The following is a 21,761-nucleotide window of genomic DNA, read 5'->3' on the forward strand; positions in this document are numbered from 1 at the left end:
GGCTCGGTGCCAGCTGGCACCGGGCCTCCTGTCCGTTCTCGGGTCGCGTTCAGATCCCGCATCGCCGATCTGCGCGTCCTTGCGGCCACGGACCCCCGTCCGGGGGTACTGTGATGACAACGCGCGAGACGTTCCCCCCAACTCCTCGCGCGTCGCGCTCGATCGGTTCCCCCCAACGGATCGAGACGCAGCCGGCCCCGGTCTGTTCGCAGACCGGGGCCGTTGCACGTCCGGGGTGGTGTCGGTCGTCCGTGCGGGCGGGCGCTCGTGGCGTCAGGCGGCGTCGAGCAGCTGCGCGGCGAAGTCGCGGACGGCGCGCTCCCAGCGCTCCGGGGCCTCGTTCCACTCGAGCGTGTGCGGTGCCGTGCGGAACGTGACCGTGGTGGCGCCCTGCCGCGCGGCGTCGGCGACGTCGTCGGCCGCGACCAGGGCGTCGGCCTCGGAGTGGATCAGCAGCGTCGGCGTCGACGAGTCCTGCCACGTGGTGGTCGTCACGGGGGTCGGGGCCCCGGCGAGCCGCGACAGCACGTTCGTGGTCGCGATGCGGGCGGCGACGGTGCCGACGAACGCGGGCAGGTGCGCGCCGCGGACAGCCCCGCGGAGTGCCGAGGCGACGTCGAACAGGGGTGACACGGCCACGAGTCCGTCGACGTCGACGCGTGCGGCGGCGACGGAGCAGGCGAGCGCACCGGCGGACCAGCCCTGCAGCACGACGCGCTGAGCGCCGCGGGCCCGGGCGGCGCGCACGGCGGCGACGATGCGGTCCGCTGCCCCGGCGTCGAGGGAGCGGAGCGGCAGGTCGGTGGTGTCGACGATCTCGGACGAGGCGCCGAGCGCACGCCAGACGCCGACACCGCGCAGGACCTGGCGCGGGCCGAGGGACTGGCCGTGCACGTGGACCACGTGGGTCGTGGCGGCCTCGGGCTCGGTACCGGGCACGTCGTCCGGTCCGTCGTACCGCAGGGCGTCCCAGCCCCACGCACCGGTCGCCACGGGGGCGGTGACGCTGCGGCGGACGGTGTCGCCGCCACTGCTGGCTCCGGTCGCCGTGCTCGCGGTGGTGATCGCGCCGACCTGCACCCGGGTGTCGTCGCGCTGCAGGTCGTAGGTGCCCGGCAGGCGGGTGTCGCGGGTGGCGGTCAGCTCGACCTCGGTGTCCGTGGCGCTGCGGACCGTGGCGGTCGCCGTGTACGGCGTCGGGAACAGCAGCCGCCGTGCGACGAAGGCACCGAGTCCGAGCGTGCCGACCGCTCCTGCCGCGGTACCGAGTGCCGTGATGCGTGCGCCGGTCATGTGATCTCCCTGAGTCGTGCCGTGGTGAGCGTCGCAGCGGCCGGAACGTCCTGCCCGGCCTCGCGCGCGCGGTCTTCGATCTCGACGGACAGTCGGTGCTGCCGACTCCGCCACTGGCGACGCTGCCACACGATCGTGAAGTAGAGCCCGGTGTTGCCCGATGCCGTCTCGAGCCGCCGGAGTTCCGGTTCGAGCACGCGGAACCGGCGTCGGGCGGCCCGCCAGTCGCGGAACTCCCGTGCGGCGTCGGGCAGGACGCCGCCGGCCGCGCCGATGGCGAGCAGGACCATCGAGCCGAGGAACACCGGGGTGTAGAGCGTCGACAGGACCCCGACCGCACCGTCCGCGCCGGCGACGTGCACGGCGTCGAGGGCGATCGCGATGCCGGCGAGCAGCACGAGGCCGGCGGCACCGACGACGAAGAGCCAGTACAGGCGGCCGAGCCCGTCGCCGCTCCGGAACCCGCGCAGCACGGCGACGGCCGACCGGGCGATCACGATGGCGATGTATGTCATCTCGACCGCCGAGTACAGCGCGGTCGGCAGCTGGTCGCCATAGGCCACCATGAACTGCGCCGTGGGCGTCGGTGCGTCGATGAGGCTGAACAGCACGACCAGGGCGACGAGCACGAGCACGCAGCCGATGATGCGGCTGGCGCGCAGGAGCCTGGCGGAGCGTGCGGCGGCCTCGACCGACTGCGCGAGCGCGAACATGCCGCAGACCATCAGGCAGCGGCCGATCAGGTCGGCGATGTTCGGCACGTGCGTCACCCCGGCGAGGAACGTCGTCACGTCGGGCTGGTTGATCGTGAGTCCGACGGCGACGCAGCTGCAGCACACCATCAGCCACGTGACACTGGCCGACTGGGTGCGCACCAGGAGCAGCCGGGCGACCAGCACCGCCAGGATCAGCCAGACCGGGATCGACCCCCAGACGTGCAGCGTCACCGCGTCACCGGAAGATCCCGGGCTGGCCCTCGGGGTCGAGCAGCCCGATCCGCAGCGCGAGCTGGTCGGCGACGAGCTCGACGGCCTGTTCGTGCGGGGTGTCCAGCGAGCGGGTGAACGCCGTCCGGCCGCTGAGCAGCCCCGTGTACGCCTGGTGGTCGCAGCCGGTGTCGTCCATGAACACGTGGGCGAGCTCGTGCAGCACGCAGGCCACCCGGGAGCGCTCGGACAGCCCGGGGCGGGTCTCGAGCAGGGCGTGGTCGGTGCGCTGGATGAGCCGCGCGGACAGGTCGCCCGGCAGCTCCGTGGTGCGCACGTGGATCGGCTTGCCGAGCGCCGCCTCGGCACGGGCGGTCAGTTCCGGCAGGGACAACCGACGGGGGAGCCCGAGGCGCTGCACACGGCGACGGGCCTCGGTCTGCCGACGCAGGGCGTCGAAGCGGTCGCGGTACCCGCTCACGGGGTGCCGCCCGACTCGTCGAGGCGACGCAGGTGGTCGGTGAAGTCGCGGATCTCGTCTGCAGAGGCGAACTCGCCCAGACGCCGGGTGGCGAACGCCACCACCTCGCGCTTGCGGAGTTCGAGCACGAGCTCCAGCTGCGCCTGCACCCGCTCCGGCACGTCCGTGTTGCCGGCCGCGTCGGTCAGGTACTCCGCCGGGACGCCGAAGTAGGTCGCCAGGGCGGCCAGGAGTCGCTGGTCTCGGACGGCCGGACCGTTGCCGCCGAGCATGTAGCCCCAGCGCGGTCGACTCATCGACGCACCCTGCGCCTCGATCTCGGCGGCGATCTCCTTGTACGGGGGTCGCTGGCCCGAGTTGGCCTCGACGACGTCCATCAGGAGCTGCAGTTTGCGCGACAGTTCCCGACGGTGTGCGTCGTCGTCGTTGTACTCGATCACGTGTCCCCACTCTCACATCTGTCTCAGACATGATAAAACTGATCCAGCGCGTCGGCCGGTGTCACCACTCTGCAAGGCTCGCGCTCGCTCGTCAGGTCGGCATTTCGATGGGGGGATGCCGAACGGGGGACGAACGAACGGGAGGCGCGGTGCCAGCTGGCACCGCGCCTCCCGTCCGTCGTGTGGTGCGGACTACGCCTGCACGTCGCCGCGCCAGCCCGGCTGGGTCGGTGCGTTCTCGACGCGCTCCTTGTAGTTCTGCAGGTCCTTCTTGACGGCGTGGCCGCCGACGCCCACGACCGAGCCGAGCTTCTCGAGGATGCCGGAGGGCTCCCAGTCGATCTGCACGGTGACGCGGGTCTCGGCGTCGGAGAGCTTGTGGAAGGTGACGACACCGGCGTGGTCGGTCTCGCCGTCCTTCACGGTCCAGGCGACACGCTCGTCGGGGTGCTGCTCCGTGATGAGGGCCCGGAACTCGCGCTCCTGGCCGGCGATCTTCACGGTCCAGTCGGTGGTCTTGTCGTCCACCTGGACGATCTTCTCGACCTCGTCGAGGAAGTGCGGGAACTCCTCGAAACGGGTCCACTGGTCGTAGGCCTGGCGGACGGGGACGTTGACGTCGACGGTTTCGATGATCTGAGGCATGCACCGGACGGTAGGCCGATCGACCTGGGCGGCACTCAGCAGCGCTGTCCCCCTGCGGCTTCGGCGGATGCGGGTCCGTCCGTCGCTGCGCAGTAGTGTGGGGCGGATGACAGAGCACGGCAAGCACGCGTTCCACGAGCGCGACGACCACGGGATCCTCGTGCGTCCGGCGCTCGCCTCGGACGTCCCGCACATCCAGCGGCTCATCGCCCCCTACGTCGACCGGCGCATCCTGCTCGGCAAGGAGAACGTCGCCCTGTACGGCTCGATCCAGCAGTTCCGGATCGCTGAGGGCCCTGACGGCACCCCGATCGGGTGCGGCGCACTCGCGGTGTTCTGGGACGACATCGCCGAGGTGCGCACGCTCGCCCTCGACGAGCAGTGGATCCACAAGCGCGTCGGGCACCGGATGCTCGAGGCGCTCGAGCACGACGCCCGTGAACTCGGCGTCGCCCGGATCTTCTGCCTGACCTTCGAGGTCGACTTCTTCGCGAAGCACGGGTACCTGGAGATCGGCGAGAGCGTCGTGTCACCGGACGTCTACGCCGAACTGGTCCGCTCGTCGGACGAAGGGGTCGCGGAGTTCCTCGACCTCGCCCGGGTCAAGCCGAACACCCTCGGCAACACCCGCATGCTGAAGAACCTCTGACGCTTTCCCGTGCCGCCCGGCGGGGTGGCCGTGTGCGGCCCGCGCCGTTGTCTACCCTGTGCGCATGTCGTCGTTGCGTCACCCCGTCGGGCCCGAGAAGCCGGTCGTCTACTGGCGCCGCCGGGCGCTCGTGCTCGGGGCGCTGCTGGTCGTTGTCCTGGTCGTGGTGCTCATCGTCGTCGGGCGGGGGAGCGGGGCCACGTCGGCGGCGCCGAGTGCGTCGGCCTCTGCTGGTGCCGGGTCTGCTGCCGGCGCATCGTCGGACGGGTCTGCGGCCGGTTCCGGGTCCTCGCGGTCTGCTGCGCCGAAGCCGTCGGCATCTGCCTCGGCTTCTGCGTCGAAGCCCGCTGCTGCCGACGGGTCGACCTGCACGAAGGACCAGATCGTCCTGACCCCGGTGCTCGACAAGTCGGCCTACGGCCCCACCGAGGACCCGAAGATCGCGATGTCGATCAAGAACTCCGGCACGAACTCCTGCCACCTGGACCTCGGATCGGCGCAGCAGGTGCTGACGATCAGCTCCGGCCAGGAGCAGTACTGGTCGTCGAAGGACTGCCAGACCGGCGGCACGAACCAGGACGTCACGATCAAGTCCGGTCAGACGCTCACGACCCCGGCGATCGCCTGGGACCGGACCCGCTCGTCCACGTCGACGTGCGACTCGTCACGGCCGGCGGTCACCGCGGGAGGCGCGAGCTACCACCTGCAGGTCGCCGTCGGGAACCTCGAGTCGAAGACCTCGGTGCAGTTCATCCTGCAGTAGGCGGCGGGTGCGCGGTGCGCGGTGCGCGGTTCGCGGTTCCGTTCCGTTCCGGCTGGGCTGTGCCGAGCAGAGGTGCCGGAAACAGCAACAGGCCCCGTCGTCCGAAGACGACGGGGCCTGTTCAAGCTGATGTGATCAGCCGAGGACGGTGATGTTCTCCGCCTGCGGGCCCTTGCGGCCCTCGGTGATGTCGAACTCCACCTTCTGGTTCTCCTCGAGCGACTTGTAGCCGTTGCCAGCAATCGCAGAGAAGTGCGCGAAGACGTCAGCGCTGCCGTCGTCCGGGGCGATGAAGCCGAAGCCCTTTTCGTTGTTGAACCACTTGACGGTACCGGTAGATGCCATGATGGCGTTTCCTTAGCTTTCTTGCTTCCGCCAAGGTGCAGATGCACCGACGGAGACCCCGACGTACGTCGACGGGGGTGATGCGCCACGCGGGCAGGTGCCGGCGGGACGGGTTCGGGGCCAGGCCTGTCGGCCAGTGACCCTGGGGCCCGGGTTGAGGGGCAAACCACCTCGCCCGGACGTTGAGCGCCGCCGAAGCGGTTCCATCAGGCTAGCGTGCTCTGGGCCGACTGGCTACCCGTGCGTCACGGAACGACGAAAATCTGGTGGAATTGAGCTGATGGCAGACAAGGAACAGCGCTTCCGGAGCGAACAGCTCGAGGAAGCCCTCGCGAAGCAGGACGTCGCTGCGGTGGCGTTCGCGCTCCGCCACGACATCGTGATCGTCCCCCGACTCGTCACCGGCAAGAAGGACATGCAGGTGCGGGTGTTCGGCCGTGAGGGGTCGGACAAGCGCATCCTGCTGCTGTTCTCGTCGGCGGACGCCTACACGGCGATGGTGCCGGACGAGAAGATCCGGCAGGTCATGGTCTACGACGGGCCGCGGCTCGAGGAGTTCCTGGCCGCCCACCTCGACATGCTCGAGGGCGTGTTCTTCGACATCGCCGGCCCGCACACGATGCAGGCCGCGCCGGCGGACCTGCTGGCCGCTTTGCGCGCGTAGCCGCTCAGAACGCGCGGTCGAGCTCGCGTTCGCGCGGGGACTGCGTCATCGAGAACGCCACACGCAGGGCCTCGCGCAGGTGCCCGGAGTCCGAGCCGAGCACGGTCGTGAACCCGAGGCGGGTGGCCTCGTTCACGCGCTGCTTCGTGCCCGTGGCCGGACGGATCTCGCCGGCGAGGCTGATCTCGCCGACGGCCGCGAGCGTGTGCGGGTACGGACGGTCTCGTGCGGCGCTCGCGAGGGCCAGTGCGATCGCCAGGTCGGCGCCGGGCTCGGTGAGCTTCATGCCGCCCACCGTGGACACGTAGACGTCGGCGTCGGACAGCTTGAGGCCGGCACGGCGTTCGAGGACCGCGAGCAGCATCGCCACACGCGAGGCATCGACACCGTTCACGACCCGGCGTGGCTGCGGTGCCGAGCTCGGGACGATGAGGGCCTGCACCTCGACCGGCAGCGCGCGGCGCCCCTCGAGTGCGACGGTGACGCAGGTGCCGGACACCGGGGTGGCGTTCTTCGACATGAAGAGGCCGCTCGGGTCGGGGACCTCGTGGATGCCGTCGCCGCCCATGTCGAAGCACCCGACCTCGTCGGTGGGGCCGAAGCGGTTCTTGAGCGCCCGGACGAAGCGCAGGGCGGTCTGCCGGTCGCCCTCGAAGTGGCAGACCACGTCGACCAGGTGCTCCAGGAGCCGCGGGCCGGCGATCGTGCCGTCCTTCGTGACGTGGCCGACGATGAGGACGGGCAGGGCACGGTCCTTCGCGATGCGGATCAGGGTCGAGGCGACCTCGCGCACCTGGGACGTGCCACCCGCGATGCCGTCGATCGAGCTCGACGAGATGGTCTGCACGGAGTCGGCGATGAGCAGGTCGGGCTGGACCTGGTCGATCTGGCCGATGATCACGCCGAGGTCGACCTCGCTCGCCAGGTACAGGTCGTCGTGCATCGCCCCGGTGCGTTCGGCACGGAGCCGGACCTGGTCGACGGACTCTTCGGCGCTGACGTAGAGGACGCGCTTGCCCGAGGCTGCGGCTCGGGAGGCGACCTCGAGCAGCAGGGTCGACTTGCCGACGCCGGGCTCGCCGCTCAGCAGGACCGCCGCGCCTGGCACCACGCCGCCGCCGAGGACGCGGTCGAACTCGCCGATGCCGGTCTGCCAGCGCTGCACCGAGGTGCCGCGGGCTTCGGTGATCGGTCGCGCGGCCCGGGCGCCGGTGACGGCGACCGCCGACGTGCCGCGGGTGCTCGCGGACGCCGCCGAGCTGTCTTCGACAGTGCCCCAGGTCTGGCACTCACCGCACCGGCCGACCCACTTGATGCTGGTCCAGCCGCACTCGGTGCAACGGTAGAGGGACTGCGGGCGCGCCATGTCGTCGAGGCTAGGCCGTACGGCCGACATCACCGGCGCGGTCGTCCGGCTCGTCTGATCCGCTTGGTTCGTCCGACTGGTCTCGTTCATCGGGCACCGCGATCGACCCGGTCATCCGGTGGCGCAGGCGCTCGACCGGCCCCGGGCCCTGGCGCGAGGCGTGGTCGAGTGCCTCGGCGCCGTCGGTGTCCTGCTCGGCGCGGGCGTTCGCGACCGCCCCGGCTTCGCGACCGAGGTTCTCGGCCTCGCGCACGGACAGGTAGTGCCGGATCGCCGCCACCGTGTCGACCCGCGCGTCGACCGCCGGCTCGAAGGCGCTCGCCCAGACCTCGTAGCCGCGGTCGTTCGGGTGGAACAGGTCGCCGTAGCTGTTGAAGAAGGTGCGGCGGACACCGACGCGCTTCGTGATGGTGTGCAGCGGCGCCACCGTCAGCCCGAACTCGTCGGCCACCCGGTGCACGATCTCGTTCGCCACCGCCACCTTGCGCTCCCGGTCCGGCACGAACATGCACGGCAGCTCGGCCACCACGGCGTGCGACGGCACCGCGCCGTAGATCGCCCGGATGTTCCGCTCGAACTTGTCCGGATCGAAGTCGGCGATGTCGTTCGCCCCGATCGACACCGTGCAGACGTCGGGCGCGTAGTGCCGGAGCTTCGGCAGCTGGTCACGCTTCGCACCCCACGTGGTCGAGCCGGAGACGCTGAGGTTCACCACCCGCACCGACATGTGGGAACGGTGCCGGATGCGCCGTGCGAGCAGCCCCACGTAGCCACGGCCGGGTGCCGTCGCACCGACGCCCTGCGCTGCCGAGTCACCGATCGCCACGTAGAGCAGCTGCCCCTCGTGCTGCTGTCGTTCTCGCCACCAGTCGGCGTGGATCGGGAGCATGTCGACGACCCGTTGCGCCGCTGCCCGTTGGCCCTTCACGCCGGCGCGGGCACCGACGGCTGCGGCGCCGACGACGCCGAGGCTGCCGACGACGGAGGTGAGGAGTGCGATGAGCGTGCGGGATCTCATGCCGTGGACGGTACGCCCGCCGGTCTTGCCGGAGACGAGGGGGACCTGTGGGTGTGGGGAGAGCCCTGCAGGTGACCGCTTGTGGAGGGCGATCCGACCCGGGGTGTCATCACGGGCCTCCCGGATCGTGTAAACTCTTTCCCGGTACCGTGTCCGAGCGGCCGAAGGATCATGTCTCGAAAACATGTGTGGGGGCAACTCCACCGTGGGTTCAAATCCCACCGGTACCGCCAAAGGGCCCGATTGTGTTTCTGACCTCAATGGTCCGTGATACTCGGCTCACGAGAAGAACCCCCGGCTCGGGCCGGGGGTTCTTCTCGTTCCGCGGGCGTTCGTCGGCGCGCTCTGGCTTCCGGTCGACGGGTGGACCAGAAGCGGCGTGACGGCTTCTTGCGGTGCTGGTGCTAGGCGAGTTCGGAGGGCTTGCCTCGCGAAGCTCAGGCAACGGGCGATCCACGGTCGATGATGGGCGCAGGCGGGGCCCGCGAACCGTATCTCGTTCACGGAGCATCTTCCCGTGGCCCGTAGGGCGTCGATGCCGGGCGTCAATCTGCGGTTGACACGGGCGCTGCGGAGGGGAATCCTGTTGGCATGCGGAACACCATGATCCTCGGACTCATCGCCCTCGCTTTCGGGCTCGTCGCCATCGGTACCGGCTACGCATGGAGCGTCGGGCGCCAAGGCGGCCTGCTCGCCGCCGCCATCGGTGCGATCGTCTTCGGTCTCGTGTTCGCCGTGTTCGCCGTGAACGCGGCACGAGTCCAGCGCTGAGCACCTTGGGTGAAGAGGGCAGCCTCACCACGCAGTTGCGTGAGTTGCTCGCGCGCAACGTGCCGGAGGTGGGTGACCATGATCCGGACCTCACCCCGGAAGAAGCCCGCGAGCAGTCGCTCCGAGCCGTCGAGTTGTGCTTGTCGATGCGCGCTTCGCTCCGGACCGTCACGCAGTCGGCAGTCGATGGCGCTCGGAAGAACGGTGCATCGTGGGCTGAGATCGGGAAGATCCTGGGGTCGTCCCGTCAAGCGGCGCAGCAGCTCTACGGCGCCCCGCGGACGGCTCCGGAGGCGTCATCGGTTCCACTGGAGCCGGCGGTGCTGACGCTCTTCCCTGTGACGGCGTTCGACGAGATGGGCAAGCTTGCCCAGCTCGGTGCAGACGGTTGGCACGCGATCCGGGTAGGCCTCCAGTCGCACGAGCTCGTGCAGGACTCGCAGCCGTGGGAGCACGCACGGGCGGTCCAGGGCAGTCGGAAGTCGTCTCGCCTGTTGGAGGAGGGGTGGGGCGTGGTGCCTGGGGGGACGGTCCCGTGGGTCTACTTCTCACGACCCGTCCCGATCGCTCCTGACCACGCGACACGCCGGTGAGCACGGCTCGTTCCTTGACCCCATCCGTGGGGTAGAACGTTTCGTTGTGGAACCTGTTACAGTCACGGCGTGAGTTTTCTTGGGGGAGACATCCACGGTTCCGCGATGAGCTGGATGCAGGGGGCGCAGGCCACCCGATCGCGTCAGCGCGTTGCTTTCGTGCAGTCGGCGGGGTTGGCTGAAGCTGTCGCGACCTCGCCATTCGGCCGCGGTTTCGATGTCGTGTTCGCATCTGACGCGGAGGACCACGACACGGACGGGGCGCCGATCGTGGGCTTCAGCGGCGAGCTCGTCGAGGACGGTGAAGTCCGACTCGGCGACGATCTGATCATCCAGTTCCAGAACTACGCCGTCGCCGAGTTCCTGAGCTTTCCGGGGCCGACCGTGCTGGTGCCGCAGACAGGTCGTGATCTCGAGGCCTTCGCGGCCAACCTGACAACTGCGCGTGCCAGCGGTGTCTTCCCCGACGTCCTCACGGACCCGCAGGTAGTCATCGGCGACCGGTGCGCGTGGGTGGGCGGGACCGTCCCCCCTGAACCGGACTTCGTGTTCGTCGCTGAAGACGGCACCGTTTCGTCGTCGCCATGGGGTCCGCAGTTCGGCCGACTCGCGGACGGCGAATTCTCTCCGGAGACTGATTCGGCGGAACGGTCCGGTCCGGACGGCGCACTGCACTTCCTGCAGGCGGTGGAAGCGCTTCGCTACGCCACCGCCCGCGGCCTCAGCGGGCTGTCAGTGTCGGGGTACGGCGCCTACCTCGACAGCGGCACCTCGCCAGCATCGGAGCGTCCGGAGCCGACTCCCGGCGCGGTGCTCCTGTTCGACCGTGAGCAGCAGCTGCTCCACGTCTCAGCGCGCCACAAGACCTACTCGCTCACGCCGGACCTGGCGTCCCTCGTCGAACTCCAGCTCCGCTTCGGCGATCGTGCGCTCGAGCACACGGACGAATCGAACACGCTCCGCGGCCTCTCCGGTCCGGAACGAGAGTCCGCCCTCTCCCAGGTGCGCTCGTTCCTCGACCCGCTGCTCCAAACCCGCGATGCCGAGCGGGTTGACGCGTGAGCTCGATCGGGCTCGATGCCCTCCCCACGGAACTGCGTGGCCTGCTCGACGGGTACTCCGGTCAGGTCGACATCGCCGACCTCTACGGCGACCAGGGGTCGACCGTCTACGAAGCGGCGGCTGTCCACGACACCCACGAGATCCGCGAGCTCATCCGGGCAACCCGAGGCGTCACCACCAAGATCCTCGAGTTCGCCGCGGGGTCCGGGCGCCTCACCCTGCCGCTCGCCGCCGCGGGCCGCGAGCTCGTCGGCGTAGACCTGTCACCGGCGATGGTCGCGCTGCTCGACGGCAAGCTCGCCGGGCGACACGCTGCGCTCCGTGGGTCGGTACGAACCGCAGTGTCGGACATGACGACGTACGACGACGGGATGCACTACTCGACGGCTCTGCTCGGGTGCATCTCCATCTCGCTCCTCGACGACGTGCAACGGGCACGTTTCTTCCGCGGCGCGGCTGATTGGCTCGCGGCCGACGGCGTCCTGCTGATGTCCACCACGGACACGACGAAGCTCGGTGACGCCACGGGCAGGTACCAGGACTTCCCCGGCTTGGCGGGCCAGCGTTACCGGCTGTTCGAGGAGATCGACCCAGTTGCGTCGATCCGGCATGTGGGCGTGATCGATCTCGACGATCTGGACCGCGAATCGCTCACCGTCTTCCTGACTCACGTCCGTGCCATCCCGCCGCTCGTCCTGGAGGCGGAGCTCGCCGCCGCTGGCCTGGCCATCCGTGCTGTCAGACCAGTGGCGACACCGCCCGGCGCCCACCCCATCGTCATCCTCGAAGCGGTGTGGCGTGCTTGACCGGCGGCCGAACAGTGTCTGGCCAGCACTCGTGCCACTCGCGGCGCACAACGACCTCGACTCGCAGATCGTCGCGGCTTCTGGCACGACGCTGACCTTCGCGGACGGATCCGAGGCCCTCTGCGGAACGAGCGGGCTGTGGAACGTGAACCTCGGCTACGGCAACCAGCGCATCGCGGACGCCGTCCACGAAGCCATGGTCCGGGCGTCGTACGTGTCCCTGTTCCGGTACTGGAGCGAGGACATCGAGCAAGCCGCCGTGCGGCTCCGCGAGGTCGCGGGCGCCGACCGGTACGCGCGAGTCCTCTTCACGACCGCCGGTGGCTCTGCGAACGACGCCGTCATGAAGCTTGCCCGCCACTTCGCGATCCTCGACGGCCAACCGTCGCGGAAGACCGTCGTAGGTCTCAAAGGCAGCTACCACGGACTCACTTACGGGGCGCACGCACTGAGCGGTGACGACCTCGGACAGTCGCTCTACGGAGTCGACTCGCGGCAGGTCCGTCACGTGACCCCCAACGACCTCGACGAGTTGGAGCGATTGGTCGCAGCGACCGGTGACCGGATCGCGGCGGTGATCGTCGAGCCGATCCTCGGATCAGGAGCGTTCGCCCTCACCGACGAGTACCTCCAGCGCCTCTGCGAACTCCGGAACCGTCACGGCTTTCTCATCGTCGCCGACGAGGTCGCCACGGGCTTCGGTCGGACCGGCCCGATGTTCGCTTCAGAGTCCTGGCCGTCGGCCCCTGACATCCTGATCGCGTCGAAGGGGTTGACGAACGGCACGCAGGCCGCTGCGGCGATCCTGGTGGGGACCCGGATCACCGATCGGTTCACTGGGAACGAGAGCGTGTTCGTGCACGCAGAGACTCAAGCGGGGACCCCGGTAGTCGGAGCGGCGATCAGCGCGACGATCGACGAGTTCGATCGCCTTTCGGCCATCAAGCGCTCGCAGCAGCTCGCCGCGACCCTCGAGACCGAGCTCACCGCCCTGGCCGCGCAGCATCCCTCGGTGCTCGTGACCCGGGGAACCGGGAACTTCCGCGCCGTCGCCGTGGCGGATCGGGACGGCCAACCGCAGCGGGACCCCGCCTCGCTCGCCGCGCTCCGCCGGTCGATCCGTCGCGCGGGGGCGGTCGTGCACCCGGGTCCGGACGGGTTCCAGCTCGTCCCGGCGCTCACCTACACCGACGAGGACGTGCGCTCCCTGTTCGACGCCGTCCGGGTCGGCCTCCAGGAGTACGACGATGCGAACCTCCGCTGAGGAGGTCGGGTGGGTCGTCCACCCCGGTGCGCTCACCGTCGACGCGCTGGACGCCTTCGTTCAGCGTCTTCGGGAATGGACCGGCACCGGCCGGGTTTGCCTGGTCGCGGACCGGAACCACGCGTCTGTGCCGACAATCGCCGACCTCGTCGACACGCTCGTCGAACGCCTTGGCGCGCAGCTCCACGCGGCGTCCGACGACAGCGAGGAGCTCGTCACGAGCATCGCGGATGCCGGACCCTGGGACATCGTGATCGGGGTCGGGGGCGGGGTGGCGCTCGATGTAGCGAAGCTGGTCAGCCTCGATGCTGATGCCATGCGGCGGGTCACATCGCCGGGCCGGTCGAGTCGTGTCGTGCTGCCCGACGTGCCGCGTTCGACACGGGTCGCCCTGGCCCCGACGACGTTCGGTACCGGATCGGAGCTCTCGTTGTCGGCCTGCGTCACGACCCGGGGACGGAAGAGGCTGGTCTCGGGTGCCGTGCTCGGCGCCGACGTCGTGCTCGCTCGATCGGATCTGCTCGCCAGCCTCGACGACGAGCAGATGACGGAGGGGCTTGTCGAGGTGCTCCTCCGGCTCACTACCGTGTACACCGCGGGCGAGGCCGCTCCGTTCGCAGACGTCGTCACGCGGGCCAGCCTCCGGCAGCTCGTGGAGCTGGCCCCGCGTCTTCGTAACGGTGGACGCGCACCGGCTGACCTCCGCGCGATAGCTTCGATCAGCGCCTTCAGTCACACCGGTTGGCTGGGGCGCGATCGACCGCCGATGGTGACGCTGCCGTGGATCATCACGACGGAGGCATCCATCGCGTGGTCGTGCACCAAGGCCGTCGCCGCTTCGCTCGTGCTGCCGGGCTACTGGTCCGTGATGCGCGACGGCGACGGCAGGCTCGGGTCGTACCGGAGACTGTGCGAGCTCTGGGCAGAGGCGATGCCGCGGGCAACGTCACCTGCCGAGGCACTCGACCAAATCATCGACGGGCGGCTCCGTCGGCCGTCGGACGACGAGCTCACCCGACTCGGTGACGACGCCCTCGCCGCGCGCATCACAGCGCGTTGGGGCGCTGGACTTCCCTTCATGGGGGAGGCGGGTCGCGACGATGTCCGCGAGGTCATCGACGCAGCACTCGCTCAAGGAAGAACGGTCGCACTGACCGTGTGACCGAAACTGTTTGAAGGGAGGGACAAACATGCAGGAACTCAAGACGAACACCATGCTCAACCTCGGCGCGACCGAGCTCGAGGACATGGAGGCACCGGACTTCTGGGGCGGCTTCGCGCTCGGCGTCGGCTCGGCCATCGCCGCAGCCGGTGCAGCAGCCGCGATCGTGGCACTGACCTGATCCTCGACCCTTCCAAGGGCGAGCAGGCCAAACAACCATCTGACAAGGAACTGAAAGGAGTGTGACATGACCGAGACGATTACTTCGGTGGGCACCCTCGACTTCGCCGTGAGCGAGCTCGAGGACCTCGAGGCGCCCGGATTCTGGGACACGGCCGCCGGCTTCGCAGCCGGTGCCGTTGTCGGCGCCGGCATGGTTGCCGGTGGAGTCCTGATCCTCACCTGATGACCGTCGAGGGGCGATCGACGTAACGCCGATCGCCCCTCGATCCGCAGTCATTCGCGCACTCCAGCGCCTACCCTTCTGCCCGAGTACCCAGAGGAACGCATCATGAACCTGGCCGAGTTCGACGGCTTCAGCAAGAACTACGGCGGCAGACAGGTCGTCGCCGACCTGACGTTCGCCGTCCCCGAGGGACGCGTCGTCGGGTTGCTCGGCAAGAACGGTGCTGGCAAGTCCACCGCGTTGCGCGGCCTCCTGGGCCTGGTCCGACCGACGTCGGGACGAGCGCTCGTCCACGGCGTGCCGTTCTCGACGTTGTCGAAGCCCGCGAAGGTCGTCGGGTACAGCGTCGACGGCGTCCAGTCCCTGCAGCATGCCCGGGTCGGCGATGACCTGCGGACGTGGGCGGAGCTCGTCGGCGCCTCGCGAGACCGTGTCGAGTCACTGCTCGAGATCGTCGGCATGACGGAGCACCGCCGCACGCGCGTCCAGAAGCTGTCGACGGGACAGAAGCAGCGCCATGCGCTCGCGATCGCGCTGCTCGCCGAACCTCGCCTCCTCATCCTGGACGAGCCGACGAACGGCCTGGACCCACAGGGCATCCGGTGGCTCCGGGAACTCATCCGTCACTACGCCCAGCAAGGGAACAGCGTGCTGATCTCCAGCCACATGCTCGCCGAGGTCGAACACACGGTGGACGACGTCGTCATACTCGACCGGACGGTCCGCTACTCGGGCACCCTGGCTGACCTGACGGTCGGCGGGGCATCACTCGAGGACAGGTTCTTCGACCTCGTCCCGACGCCCGCTGCGGCCGGATCGGGTCGGTGAGCACGATGACCACCGCCACCATGCTCCGTTCCGAGGTCCGCCGCGCTTGGCTCGGCCGGGCAGTCCCCTACTTCCTGGTGTTCGGCGTCCTGCTCACCGCATTGTCGGCGGCGGGGACGTTCTCGGGTGTGACGGACCAGCTCCGGACGCCCGACGGCGACGTCGACGTCACCGTGACCATGGTCCGCACCTGGTTCGCGCTGTCCCTGTTCATCGGGATGGCGACGGCCTTCGACGCTGCACGCGAGGTCAGCTCGGGTGTGGCGAGCCGGGTGATCACGGCCCTCGGAAGCCGCACGGCGTACTTCACCGGGAAGGCTGCGATCGGCGCGTCGACCGGGTTCGTCGGCGCGCTCCTCGGTGCCGCGGCATCCATCGGGTTCGCCGCGATTCTGCTGGCGATGAACGACTCGGCGTTGCACATGTCGAAGGAGGCGTGGCTGATCGTGCTCGGCTGCGCAGTGGTCAACACCGTCGCCGGCCTGTGGGGGACGCTGATCGGCCTCCTGACCCGCAACGCGATCGTGGCGATCATCGTCGTGTTCGCGCTGTGCATGCTCGTCGAACCGGCCCTGCAGGCATTCCTGCCGAGCGTCGGGAAGTTCTTCATGACGAACGCGATGGCATCGGTCTACATCGACGCACAGGAGCACCTGCTGTCGGTGCCGAGCGCGAGCGCTGTGATCGTCGGTTGGCTCGTCGTGCTCGGGCTGGGCGCGTTCCAACTGACCCGCACGAAGGACCTTCGTTGACGGACCCCATCGGCGCGACCCCGACCCTCGCTCCCGCTGCGTCCGTCAACCACACTGCCGAGGGATGGGTGGGGGTCAACCCGCACGGGAAGGCGTACGGGCTCGGTCCGGCCATCGCGTTGTACGCGATCGCGCTGGCGAGCGTCCGGACGGACGAGGAACTTCGGAGTCGGTTGCGCGCCGACACCGGTCAGGAGTGGACCGACGCGGACCTGTCCGCGGCCCGCGGACAACTCGCGCAGCTCGGGTTCCTCGACGACGAGACCGGGTCTGCTGCGTCGCAGAAGCGACGGGTCCGGTACGTGCCACCCCTCACGGTGCAGGTGACGCTCGCCAACCCGGAACGGCTCTTCTCGCTCCTGCAGCGACTGCTCGGCAAGGTCAGTACTCGGACGGTGTTCGCGGTCGCGGCGTCGGCAGTGGTCGCGGGTCTGGTCGCAGCGGTCATCAACCGGGACGTCGTGATCACGAGCGTGACCCATCCGTTGGGGTTGTCCGAGTACCTGGTGCTCGTGGCGATGCTCACCGTCGCGACCGCGTTGCACGAAGCCGGGCACGCCGCCGCGCTCGCACGCCTCGGCGGCCGCCCTCGCCGCGTCGGTGTGATGCTCTTCTACCTCCTGCCTGCCTTCTTCTGCGACGTCTCCGATGCCTGGCGGGTGGGGGATCGGCGACAACGGGCGCTCGTCGCGGCGAGCGGCGTCCTCGTGCAGGTCACACTCGCCGGGCTGGCCGAGGTCGTCGCCGCCCTGCTGCCGGCAGGGTCGACCTGGCAGGAGGTGCTCGCGGCGTTCGGCGTCGTTTCGTTCCTTGCAGCCCTCGTCAACGCCATCCCGTTCGTGAAGTTCGACGGGTACATCGCCCTCATGGCGCTTACGGGCCACAACTTCCTGCGGCGCGACGCCATCGCCGAGGGGCGCCGGCTGCTCGCCCGTGCCTTCCTCACCCGACGGGTCGCGTATGCGTTCCCCGATGCCCGATGGCTCCGCTGGTATGGGGTCGGCTGTATCCTCTTTCCGGCTTATCTGGTCGCCTCGGCGATGTGGCTGTGGGTCGGCGACCTCCGCGCTTTCGGGGCCGTCGGCGGCGTGATCGGGCTTGTAGCTGTCCTCGCGTTCATCATCGCGATCGCCCGCGAGGTGGGTCGAGTACTCCGGACAGCGATGGACGCCGGCGTGGGCATCGCCCGTGCGGCGGCTTCGTCCGTCCTGCTGGTCGGTGTCGTGGCGGCAGCGGGGCTCCTCATCACGACTCCGACGGTCACCGTGAGCGGCTACGTCCGGGACGGCGAGGACGTTCGCCTCGTACTGCCGGTCGGCGCCGACAGCGCGTCCATCTCCTTGCCGGCTCGGGCCGTGCTGCGCAGCAACGGCCTCTTCCTGCACGAGGGTGCGGTGCAGGCGAGTGTCGCAGCGGAAACGCGTTTCAAGCCCGAGGTCGTGCCATTCGCCGCCGTCGCTCCGGTGCGGACCTCGAGCGTCGAGTTCCGCGGCCTCACCGCCCCGCTAACGGTCGAGGGTCAGGGTGCCAAGGTCAATGAGTTGGACCAGGCGGGCCAGGCGCTCGTCTACGGCGCGCCCGCACCGTTGTGGCTGGCGCTCTGGCGCGCGCTGGTCTGAACCGAAGGCTCCAATCGCGTCAAGCTCGTGCGTTCCGAAGCTGCTGCCGCAGCGGTCAGTCCACCTTTGGCCAGGCAAATTCACGCGAGAGCAAACTCTGAGACCCCGCGGAGGAACACCAGGTTCGCAATCGCCTGAAAGGCGCGGAAATTTCGGCCTCGGCGAGCTACGCGATCAACCCGCCATCCTGAAGAGCCCCAGATCCCCGTCCAGACTGGGGTTTGGGGCTCTTCTGCGATTCAGTGCTGGACCCGGCGCGGTTTCGTGGTGAGCAACAGCATCGAGTACGGCATCGGTTCACGCACCTGCCACTTCCGGTTCACGGGCCTGCGCCACGCTGCTGCTCTGTGTCACCGAGTCGTGTGACCACGCTTCGAGTGGAGAGAACGCCATGCGCCGGTTCCAGATCGCTGTTCCGAGACGTCGGGCCCGCACGGTGCTGGGGGTCGTGGCGGTGGCGTGCGCCGTGTCCTTGATCGCTCCGGCGGGAGCGTCCGCGGCGACATCGGGGACCGCGCCGCGTCCAGGGGCCTACGGGTACTTCGTGGACACCTACAAGACCAACACCCCTGCCGCCACGAGGCCGGAGACGAACGCTGCGACAGGGGTGCTGTCGCAGTTCGGCACCCTGTGGAGCCCGGGATCGTCGTGGGACAACGGGGTCGCAACCAGTGCCGCAGCGCAGCGGATCCTGGACTCGAACATCGCGCAGGCAGCGCGGACCACGCAGACCCGCACGGAGGCGCAGGGGCACGAGGCGTACCTGATCGACCGACGGAACCAGAGCTACTCGGCCATCGCGGGGTTCGGTGACCTGTCCGACGCGGTGCGGACCGCGACGAACGCCGGCACCACGATCCCCGACGAGATCCCGGCGGATGCCACGACGAAGCAGTACGTCGACCAGGGCAACGCGAAGGGCTCGTGGGCGGACACCGATTCGGAGCTCGGCGACGTCGTCCAGCTGGTGAACACGCTGCGTGGCGACTACTCCTCTGCCAGCAACGCGAAGAAGTACTACCAGTACGCGCGGCCGTACCGGCAGAGCCAGGACGTGCAGGTCCTGCCGCAGCTCGTCCCCGAGAAGTCCCCGACGCCCGCCACCGACGGCGGGTTCCCGAGCGGACACACCAACGCCGGCTACCTGGCCTCCCTGGCGTTCGCGTACGCGTACCCGGAGAAGTACACCGAGCTCCTCGCCAACGGCTCGGAGATCGGCAACAGTCGGATCGTCGCAGGGATGCACTCGCCGCTCGACGTCATGGGGGGACGAGTCCTGGCGACTGCGCTGGCGGCGGCCGTCCTGGACGACCCGGCCAACACGCAGCTCGAACAGCAGGCGCACCAGCAGGCGGAGAAGGTGCTCGCCGCTACCAGCTCGAGCGCGGTCGATCGGTACGCGGACTACGCAGCGGACAAGAAGGACTACCGCGGGCGTCTGACGTACGGGTTCACGCGGACCGGCACGAAGACGATCCCCGCCACGGTGCCGAAGGGTGCCGAGGCGCTCCTGCGGACCCGCCTGCCGTACCTCAGCGACGACCAGATCCGAGAGGTGCTCCGGACGACCGCGCTGCCGTCGGGCTACCCCCTGCTGGACGACGCGGAAGGGTGGGGGCGCCTCGACCTCTTCTCGGCAGCGTCCGGCTACGGAGCGTTCGACAGCGCGGTGACGGTCTCGATGGACGCCGCCGAGAAGGGGCTGGACGCCGCCGACACCTGGCGCAACGACATCGGCGGGAACGGGTCACTGACCAAGCGGGGGACCGGCACCCTCACCCTCGCCGGCTCGAACCGCTACACCGGCGGCACCGTCGTCCGCGGTGGGACGCTGGCCGCCAACTCCGCTGCTGCCCTGGGCAAGGGGTCGGTGACCACTGTCTCCGGCACGCTCGCCGAGGCCAGCACGAGGGTGATCCGCATCGGCGGCAACCTGACGCAGCGCTCGCGCGCCGCACTGTCGCTGAGTGTCTCCGGACCCCGTCCTGCCCTGCGCGTCGAGGGCACGGCGTCGTTCGGTGGGACGCTGCGGGTGCACGTCGCCAAGGGCACGGCCGTGGCGAACGACGTGGTCCTGATCACGGCGGAGCGGATCGCGAAGGGTTCGAGCTTCAGCAGGGTCCGCGTCGCAGGCCTGCCCGCCGGGTACGAGCCCGTGGTGCAGCGCCACGGCAACGAACTGCACCTCGTCAACGCCAACGCGACGAAGCCCGGCCACGGCCGGGGCCACGGCGCCGCCTGAGGCGGAGCGCGTCAGGTCGGCTCCGAGTGCGTACGCCAGGCTCACGCTGGTCGGTGGGGCCCTGGCCTACAGCGTCTGGTTCCGAGGCGCACGGGCGCTGCCGTCGGCCCGGATCGCGTTGTTGGGCGTTCTCAGTCCGTTGACCGCTGCGGTGCTCGGGTGGGTCGTCCTCGGCCAGGCGCTGTCGCCGCTGCAGATCGTCGGCTTCGTCGTCGCGCTCCTCGGCTCCCTGGGTGGGCAGCTCGGACAAGCGGGGTCTCGGGGGCCTTCCTCCCGAGTCACTCAGCCGTAGATCGAGTCCGGGATCTCCGGGCAGGCGGTGACGAGCTCGTAGTACTGGGACTGCGGCAGATCGACCGACCGGTACGGCGACCACGCCCCGTCGCTGTCGACGAACTCCTGCTCGCTCGGGCCACGCTCCACCGAGATGCCGTGGTCCTGCAAGCACTTCGTGAGCTCGCCCGTGGAGTAGCGGTAGAGCCACTCCAGCTGTGACTCGTTGAAGGCAGTCTGGTACTTCGCGGCCATGGGGTACTCGACACCGCACGTGTACTCGGCGACCGCGAACGGCTCGGACTGCGCCTTCCGCACCTGCCCGGAGACGAGGCTCGCGTCGGGCATCGCCTTCGCCTGCGGGAACCCCGCGGCGCTCATGCAGCGTTCCTGCGTCGGGGCCCAGTCGGCGTGCGAGACGGTCCGGACTCGGTCGACCGCCGGCCGCTCGAGCCCTGGATGGCGTGACTCGACCAGCTGCCACGCCTGGTCGGCATTCGCGTCGAGGATGGTCTCCGCTCGCGCTGCGCTCAGCGCATCGGGCTCCGGCCCGGAGGTAGCCCCAGGCGTGGCACATGCGGACAACCCGGTGACCACTGCGATGCAGACCACGCCCGCCGCTGCGGTGAGGAGCTGATGGTTTCGTCGTCGCAAGTGTCCCCCTGGAGCTGCGATCGTCAGAACTGCCGGTTCGCCACATCCGCCCGGTGCGACACCGCCAGTACGTCCCGCAGCCGCGCGGCGGGCAACGGTGCTCCCTGATCCGCCAGGTAGTCCGCCACGAACCCCTCGGCACTCGCCGCGTAGATCCCCGTGTACGCCCCGGACTCCGGCTCGAAGCGCCACGAGTCGGCCAGTGTCCCGGCGTCCACGGTGTCGAACCCGAGCAGCTGCACGAGCTCGGCGACCACGGCCTTGGCCTGCTCGTCGTCGCCCGCGATCGGCAGTGCGGTGCGGGGCGTGGAACCGGCGAGGTTCGGGATGTGGTGCGCGACGATGTTGTTGAACGCCTTGACGATCCGCGTGCCGGGCAGGAGCGTCTGCTCGTACTCCGCCGTCGTCGTCGCGAGGGTGTCGAGCTGCTCGATCCGGCCGTCGCGACCGGGGTAGTAGTTGCCCGTCGACAGCACGGTCCGCCCGGCGAAGGTGTCGAGGTCGGGGGCGAGTGCCGGGTAGGCGGTGAGCGGGATCGCGAGCACGGGCACGTCGCCGAACTCGACGGCCTGTCGCACGGTGCCGGCCTGGGCGTGCGGGCCGAGCTCGGCGACGAGGTCCTGCAGCGACTCGGGGCCGCGCGAGTTCGCGATGAGGACGTCGAGGTCGGCGGCGACGGCCAGGCGTGCGATCGCGGTGCCGATGGCGCCGCTGCCGATGATGCCGATGCGGTTCATGG

Annotated in this window: 25 protein-coding genes and 1 tRNA gene; 16 read left to right on the forward strand and 10 right to left on the reverse strand. The window is 69.6% G+C overall.

The window, feature by feature from the left end; all coding sequences use genetic code 11:
- Positions 1–273: 273 nt before the first annotated feature.
- The 5 genes from DEJ09_RS09365 to DEJ09_RS09385 all read right to left on the reverse strand — a co-directional run bounded on the left by DEJ09_RS09365 (position 274) and on the right by DEJ09_RS09385 (position 3,785).
- Complete coding sequence (locus DEJ09_RS09365; protein ID WP_111088272.1) at positions 274–1,293, reverse strand: alpha/beta fold hydrolase; 1,020 nt, start codon at positions 1,291–1,293, stop codon at positions 274–276.
- Positions 1,290–2,240, reverse strand: a complete 951-nt coding sequence (locus DEJ09_RS09370; protein ID WP_111088273.1) for a hypothetical protein — start codon at positions 2,238–2,240, stop codon at positions 1,290–1,292. Before DEJ09_RS09370 ends, DEJ09_RS09365 begins: the two co-directional genes overlap by 4 nt.
- A gap of 4 nt (positions 2,241–2,244) precedes the next feature.
- Entirely contained in the window at positions 2,245–2,700 is a 456-nt protein-coding gene (locus tag DEJ09_RS09375) for a hypothetical protein (RefSeq protein WP_111024020.1), read from the reverse strand.
- Positions 2,697–3,140 (reverse strand): hypothetical protein, encoded by a 444-nt coding sequence (locus DEJ09_RS09380; RefSeq protein ID WP_035809351.1) that lies wholly within the window; start codon positions 3,138–3,140, stop codon positions 2,697–2,699. The genes DEJ09_RS09375 and DEJ09_RS09380 overlap by 4 nt, the downstream gene beginning before the upstream one ends.
- 192 nt (positions 3,141–3,332) lie before the next feature.
- Positions 3,333–3,785, reverse strand: a complete 453-nt coding sequence (locus DEJ09_RS09385; protein ID WP_071245255.1) for an SRPBCC family protein — start codon at positions 3,783–3,785, stop codon at positions 3,333–3,335.
- Between the two features lie 106 nt (positions 3,786–3,891).
- On the opposite strand from DEJ09_RS09385, the gene DEJ09_RS09390 reads away from it, so the two are divergent.
- Both DEJ09_RS09390 and DEJ09_RS09395 read left to right on the forward strand, forming a co-directional pair.
- Positions 3,892–4,434 (forward strand): amino-acid N-acetyltransferase, encoded by a 543-nt coding sequence (locus DEJ09_RS09390; RefSeq protein WP_071245253.1) that lies wholly within the window; start codon positions 3,892–3,894, stop codon positions 4,432–4,434.
- 64 nt (positions 4,435–4,498) lie between these two features.
- A complete protein-coding gene (locus DEJ09_RS09395) occupies positions 4,499–5,197 on the forward strand; it encodes a hypothetical protein (RefSeq protein ID WP_111039680.1) in 699 nt (232 codons plus the stop codon).
- A gap of 135 nt (positions 5,198–5,332) precedes the next feature.
- Here the strand turns inward: DEJ09_RS09395 and DEJ09_RS09400 are convergent, their stop codons facing one another.
- Entirely contained in the window at positions 5,333–5,542 is a 210-nt protein-coding gene (locus DEJ09_RS09400) for a cold-shock protein (RefSeq protein ID WP_017887662.1), read from the reverse strand.
- A 280-nt stretch (positions 5,543–5,822) separates the two neighbouring features.
- Here DEJ09_RS09400 and DEJ09_RS09405 point away from each other — a divergent pair, with 280 nt between their 5' ends.
- Positions 5,823–6,206: an SseB family protein gene (locus DEJ09_RS09405; RefSeq protein WP_017887661.1), complete on the forward strand. Its 384-nt coding sequence runs from the start codon at positions 5,823–5,825 to the stop codon at positions 6,204–6,206.
- Between the two features lie 4 nt (positions 6,207–6,210).
- Here DEJ09_RS09405 and radA read toward each other — a convergent pair whose 3' ends face one another.
- A complete protein-coding gene (gene radA / locus DEJ09_RS09410) occupies positions 6,211–7,572 on the reverse strand; it encodes a DNA repair protein RadA (protein ID WP_027467076.1) in 1,362 nt (453 codons plus the stop codon).
- A gap of 10 nt (positions 7,573–7,582) precedes the next feature.
- On the reverse strand, positions 7,583–8,590 hold the full coding sequence (locus tag DEJ09_RS09415) for an SGNH/GDSL hydrolase family protein (protein ID WP_111039681.1): 1,008 nt from the start codon (positions 8,588–8,590) through the stop codon (positions 7,583–7,585).
- A gap of 143 nt (positions 8,591–8,733) precedes the next feature.
- On the opposite strand from DEJ09_RS09415, the gene DEJ09_RS09420 reads away from it, so the two are divergent.
- The 13 genes from DEJ09_RS09420 (at position 8,734) to DEJ09_RS18510 (ending at position 20,387) form a co-directional block, all read left to right on the forward strand.
- Positions 8,734–8,823: transfer RNA gene (locus DEJ09_RS09420), tRNA-Ser, on the forward strand.
- Between the two features lie 358 nt (positions 8,824–9,181).
- On the forward strand, positions 9,182–9,361 hold the full coding sequence (locus DEJ09_RS09425; protein ID WP_111088274.1) for a hypothetical protein: 180 nt from the start codon (positions 9,182–9,184) through the stop codon (positions 9,359–9,361).
- Between the two features lie 698 nt (positions 9,362–10,059).
- Positions 10,060–11,016 (forward strand): hypothetical protein, encoded by a 957-nt coding sequence (locus DEJ09_RS09435; protein WP_111088276.1) that lies wholly within the window; start codon positions 10,060–10,062, stop codon positions 11,014–11,016.
- On the forward strand, positions 11,013–11,822 hold the full coding sequence (gene mpaM / locus DEJ09_RS09440) for a daptide-type RiPP biosynthesis methyltransferase (protein ID WP_111088277.1): 810 nt from the start codon (positions 11,013–11,015) through the stop codon (positions 11,820–11,822). Before DEJ09_RS09435 ends, mpaM begins: the two co-directional genes overlap by 4 nt.
- Positions 11,815–13,086, forward strand: coding sequence for a daptide-type RiPP biosynthesis aminotransferase (gene mpaD / locus DEJ09_RS09445; protein WP_111088278.1), 1,272 nt, complete (start codon positions 11,815–11,817; stop codon positions 13,084–13,086). The genes mpaM and mpaD overlap by 8 nt, the downstream gene beginning before the upstream one ends.
- The gene (locus DEJ09_RS09450; RefSeq protein WP_111088279.1) at positions 13,070–14,248 is read left to right on the forward strand and encodes an iron-containing alcohol dehydrogenase; all 1,179 of its coding nucleotides are present in this window, start codon (positions 13,070–13,072) and stop codon (positions 14,246–14,248) included. The genes mpaD and DEJ09_RS09450 overlap by 17 nt, the downstream gene beginning before the upstream one ends.
- A gap of 28 nt (positions 14,249–14,276) precedes the next feature.
- Positions 14,277–14,429, forward strand: coding sequence for a hypothetical protein (locus tag DEJ09_RS18110; RefSeq protein ID WP_181433320.1), 153 nt, complete (start codon positions 14,277–14,279; stop codon positions 14,427–14,429).
- A gap of 66 nt (positions 14,430–14,495) precedes the next feature.
- Positions 14,496–14,654, forward strand: coding sequence for a hypothetical protein (locus DEJ09_RS18115; RefSeq protein ID WP_181433321.1), 159 nt, complete (start codon positions 14,496–14,498; stop codon positions 14,652–14,654).
- Between the two features lie 105 nt (positions 14,655–14,759).
- Complete coding sequence (locus tag DEJ09_RS09455) at positions 14,760–15,482, forward strand: ABC transporter ATP-binding protein (protein ID WP_111088280.1); 723 nt, start codon at positions 14,760–14,762, stop codon at positions 15,480–15,482.
- Complete coding sequence (locus DEJ09_RS09460; RefSeq protein WP_111088281.1) at positions 15,479–16,234, forward strand: hypothetical protein; 756 nt, start codon at positions 15,479–15,481, stop codon at positions 16,232–16,234. Before DEJ09_RS09455 ends, DEJ09_RS09460 begins: the two co-directional genes overlap by 4 nt.
- A complete protein-coding gene (gene mpaP / locus DEJ09_RS09465; protein WP_111088282.1) occupies positions 16,231–17,853 on the forward strand; it encodes a daptide biosynthesis intramembrane metalloprotease in 1,623 nt (540 codons plus the stop codon). The genes DEJ09_RS09460 and mpaP overlap by 4 nt, the downstream gene beginning before the upstream one ends.
- A gap of 544 nt (positions 17,854–18,397) precedes the next feature.
- Positions 18,398–20,095: a phosphatase PAP2 family protein gene (locus DEJ09_RS18475; protein ID WP_111088283.1), complete on the forward strand. Its 1,698-nt coding sequence runs from the start codon at positions 18,398–18,400 to the stop codon at positions 20,093–20,095.
- A 97-nt stretch (positions 20,096–20,192) separates the two neighbouring features.
- Positions 20,193–20,387 (forward strand): hypothetical protein, encoded by a 195-nt coding sequence (locus tag DEJ09_RS18510; protein WP_375537956.1) that lies wholly within the window; start codon positions 20,193–20,195, stop codon positions 20,385–20,387.
- Here the strand turns inward: DEJ09_RS18510 and DEJ09_RS09480 are convergent.
- The gene (locus DEJ09_RS09480; RefSeq protein WP_111088285.1) at positions 20,378–20,749 is read right to left on the reverse strand and encodes a hypothetical protein; all 372 of its coding nucleotides are present in this window, start codon (positions 20,747–20,749) and stop codon (positions 20,378–20,380) included. The genes DEJ09_RS18510 and DEJ09_RS09480 overlap by 10 nt on opposite strands.
- 296 nt (positions 20,750–21,045) lie before the next feature.
- The gene (locus DEJ09_RS09485; RefSeq protein WP_111088286.1) at positions 21,046–21,759 is read right to left on the reverse strand and encodes an NADPH-dependent F420 reductase; all 714 of its coding nucleotides are present in this window, start codon (positions 21,757–21,759) and stop codon (positions 21,046–21,048) included.
- Positions 21,760–21,761: the final 2 nt, after the last annotated feature.

It is taken from the genome of Curtobacterium sp. MCLR17_055 (genome assembly GCF_003234305.1).
GTDB classification, from domain to species: Bacteria; Actinomycetota; Actinomycetes; order Actinomycetales; family Microbacteriaceae; genus Curtobacterium; species Curtobacterium flaccumfaciens.

What these genes read in the sequence shown, in the direction of transcription:
- DEJ09_RS09365 (WP_111088272.1), bottom strand. Translation starts at nt 1,293, where the DNA reads ATGACCGGCGCACGCATCACGGCACTCGGTACCGCGGCAGGAGCGGTC.
- DEJ09_RS09385 (WP_071245255.1), bottom strand. Translation starts at nt 3,785, where the DNA reads ATGCCTCAGATCATCGAAACCGTCGACGTCAACGTCCCCGTCCGCCAG.
- DEJ09_RS09390 (WP_071245253.1), top strand. Translation starts at nt 3,892, where the DNA reads ATGACAGAGCACGGCAAGCACGCGTTCCACGAGCGCGACGACCACGGG.
- DEJ09_RS09395 (WP_111039680.1), top strand. Translation starts at nt 4,499, where the DNA reads ATGTCGTCGTTGCGTCACCCCGTCGGGCCCGAGAAGCCGGTCGTCTAC.
- DEJ09_RS09400 (WP_017887662.1), bottom strand. Translation starts at nt 5,542, where the DNA reads ATGGCATCTACCGGTACCGTCAAGTGGTTCAACAACGAAAAGGGCTTC.
- DEJ09_RS09405 (WP_017887661.1), top strand. Translation starts at nt 5,823, where the DNA reads ATGGCAGACAAGGAACAGCGCTTCCGGAGCGAACAGCTCGAGGAAGCC.
- radA (WP_027467076.1), bottom strand. Translation starts at nt 7,572, where the DNA reads ATGGCGCGCCCGCAGTCCCTCTACCGTTGCACCGAGTGCGGCTGGACC.
- DEJ09_RS09415 (WP_111039681.1), bottom strand. Translation starts at nt 8,590, where the DNA reads ATGAGATCCCGCACGCTCATCGCACTCCTCACCTCCGTCGTCGGCAGC.
- DEJ09_RS09425 (WP_111088274.1), top strand. Translation starts at nt 9,182, where the DNA reads ATGCGGAACACCATGATCCTCGGACTCATCGCCCTCGCTTTCGGGCTC.
- DEJ09_RS09435 (WP_111088276.1), top strand. Translation starts at nt 10,060, where the DNA reads ATGAGCTGGATGCAGGGGGCGCAGGCCACCCGATCGCGTCAGCGCGTT.
- DEJ09_RS09450 (WP_111088279.1), top strand. Translation starts at nt 13,070, where the DNA reads ATGCGAACCTCCGCTGAGGAGGTCGGGTGGGTCGTCCACCCCGGTGCG.
- DEJ09_RS18110 (WP_181433320.1), top strand. Translation starts at nt 14,277, where the DNA reads ATGCAGGAACTCAAGACGAACACCATGCTCAACCTCGGCGCGACCGAG.
- DEJ09_RS18115 (WP_181433321.1), top strand. Translation starts at nt 14,496, where the DNA reads ATGACCGAGACGATTACTTCGGTGGGCACCCTCGACTTCGCCGTGAGC.
- DEJ09_RS09455 (WP_111088280.1), top strand. Translation starts at nt 14,760, where the DNA reads ATGAACCTGGCCGAGTTCGACGGCTTCAGCAAGAACTACGGCGGCAGA.
- DEJ09_RS09480 (WP_111088285.1), bottom strand. Translation starts at nt 20,749, where the DNA reads ATGAGCGCCGCGGGGTTCCCGCAGGCGAAGGCGATGCCCGACGCGAGC.
- DEJ09_RS09485 (WP_111088286.1), bottom strand. Translation starts at nt 21,759, where the DNA reads ATGAACCGCATCGGCATCATCGGCAGCGGCGCCATCGGCACCGCGATC.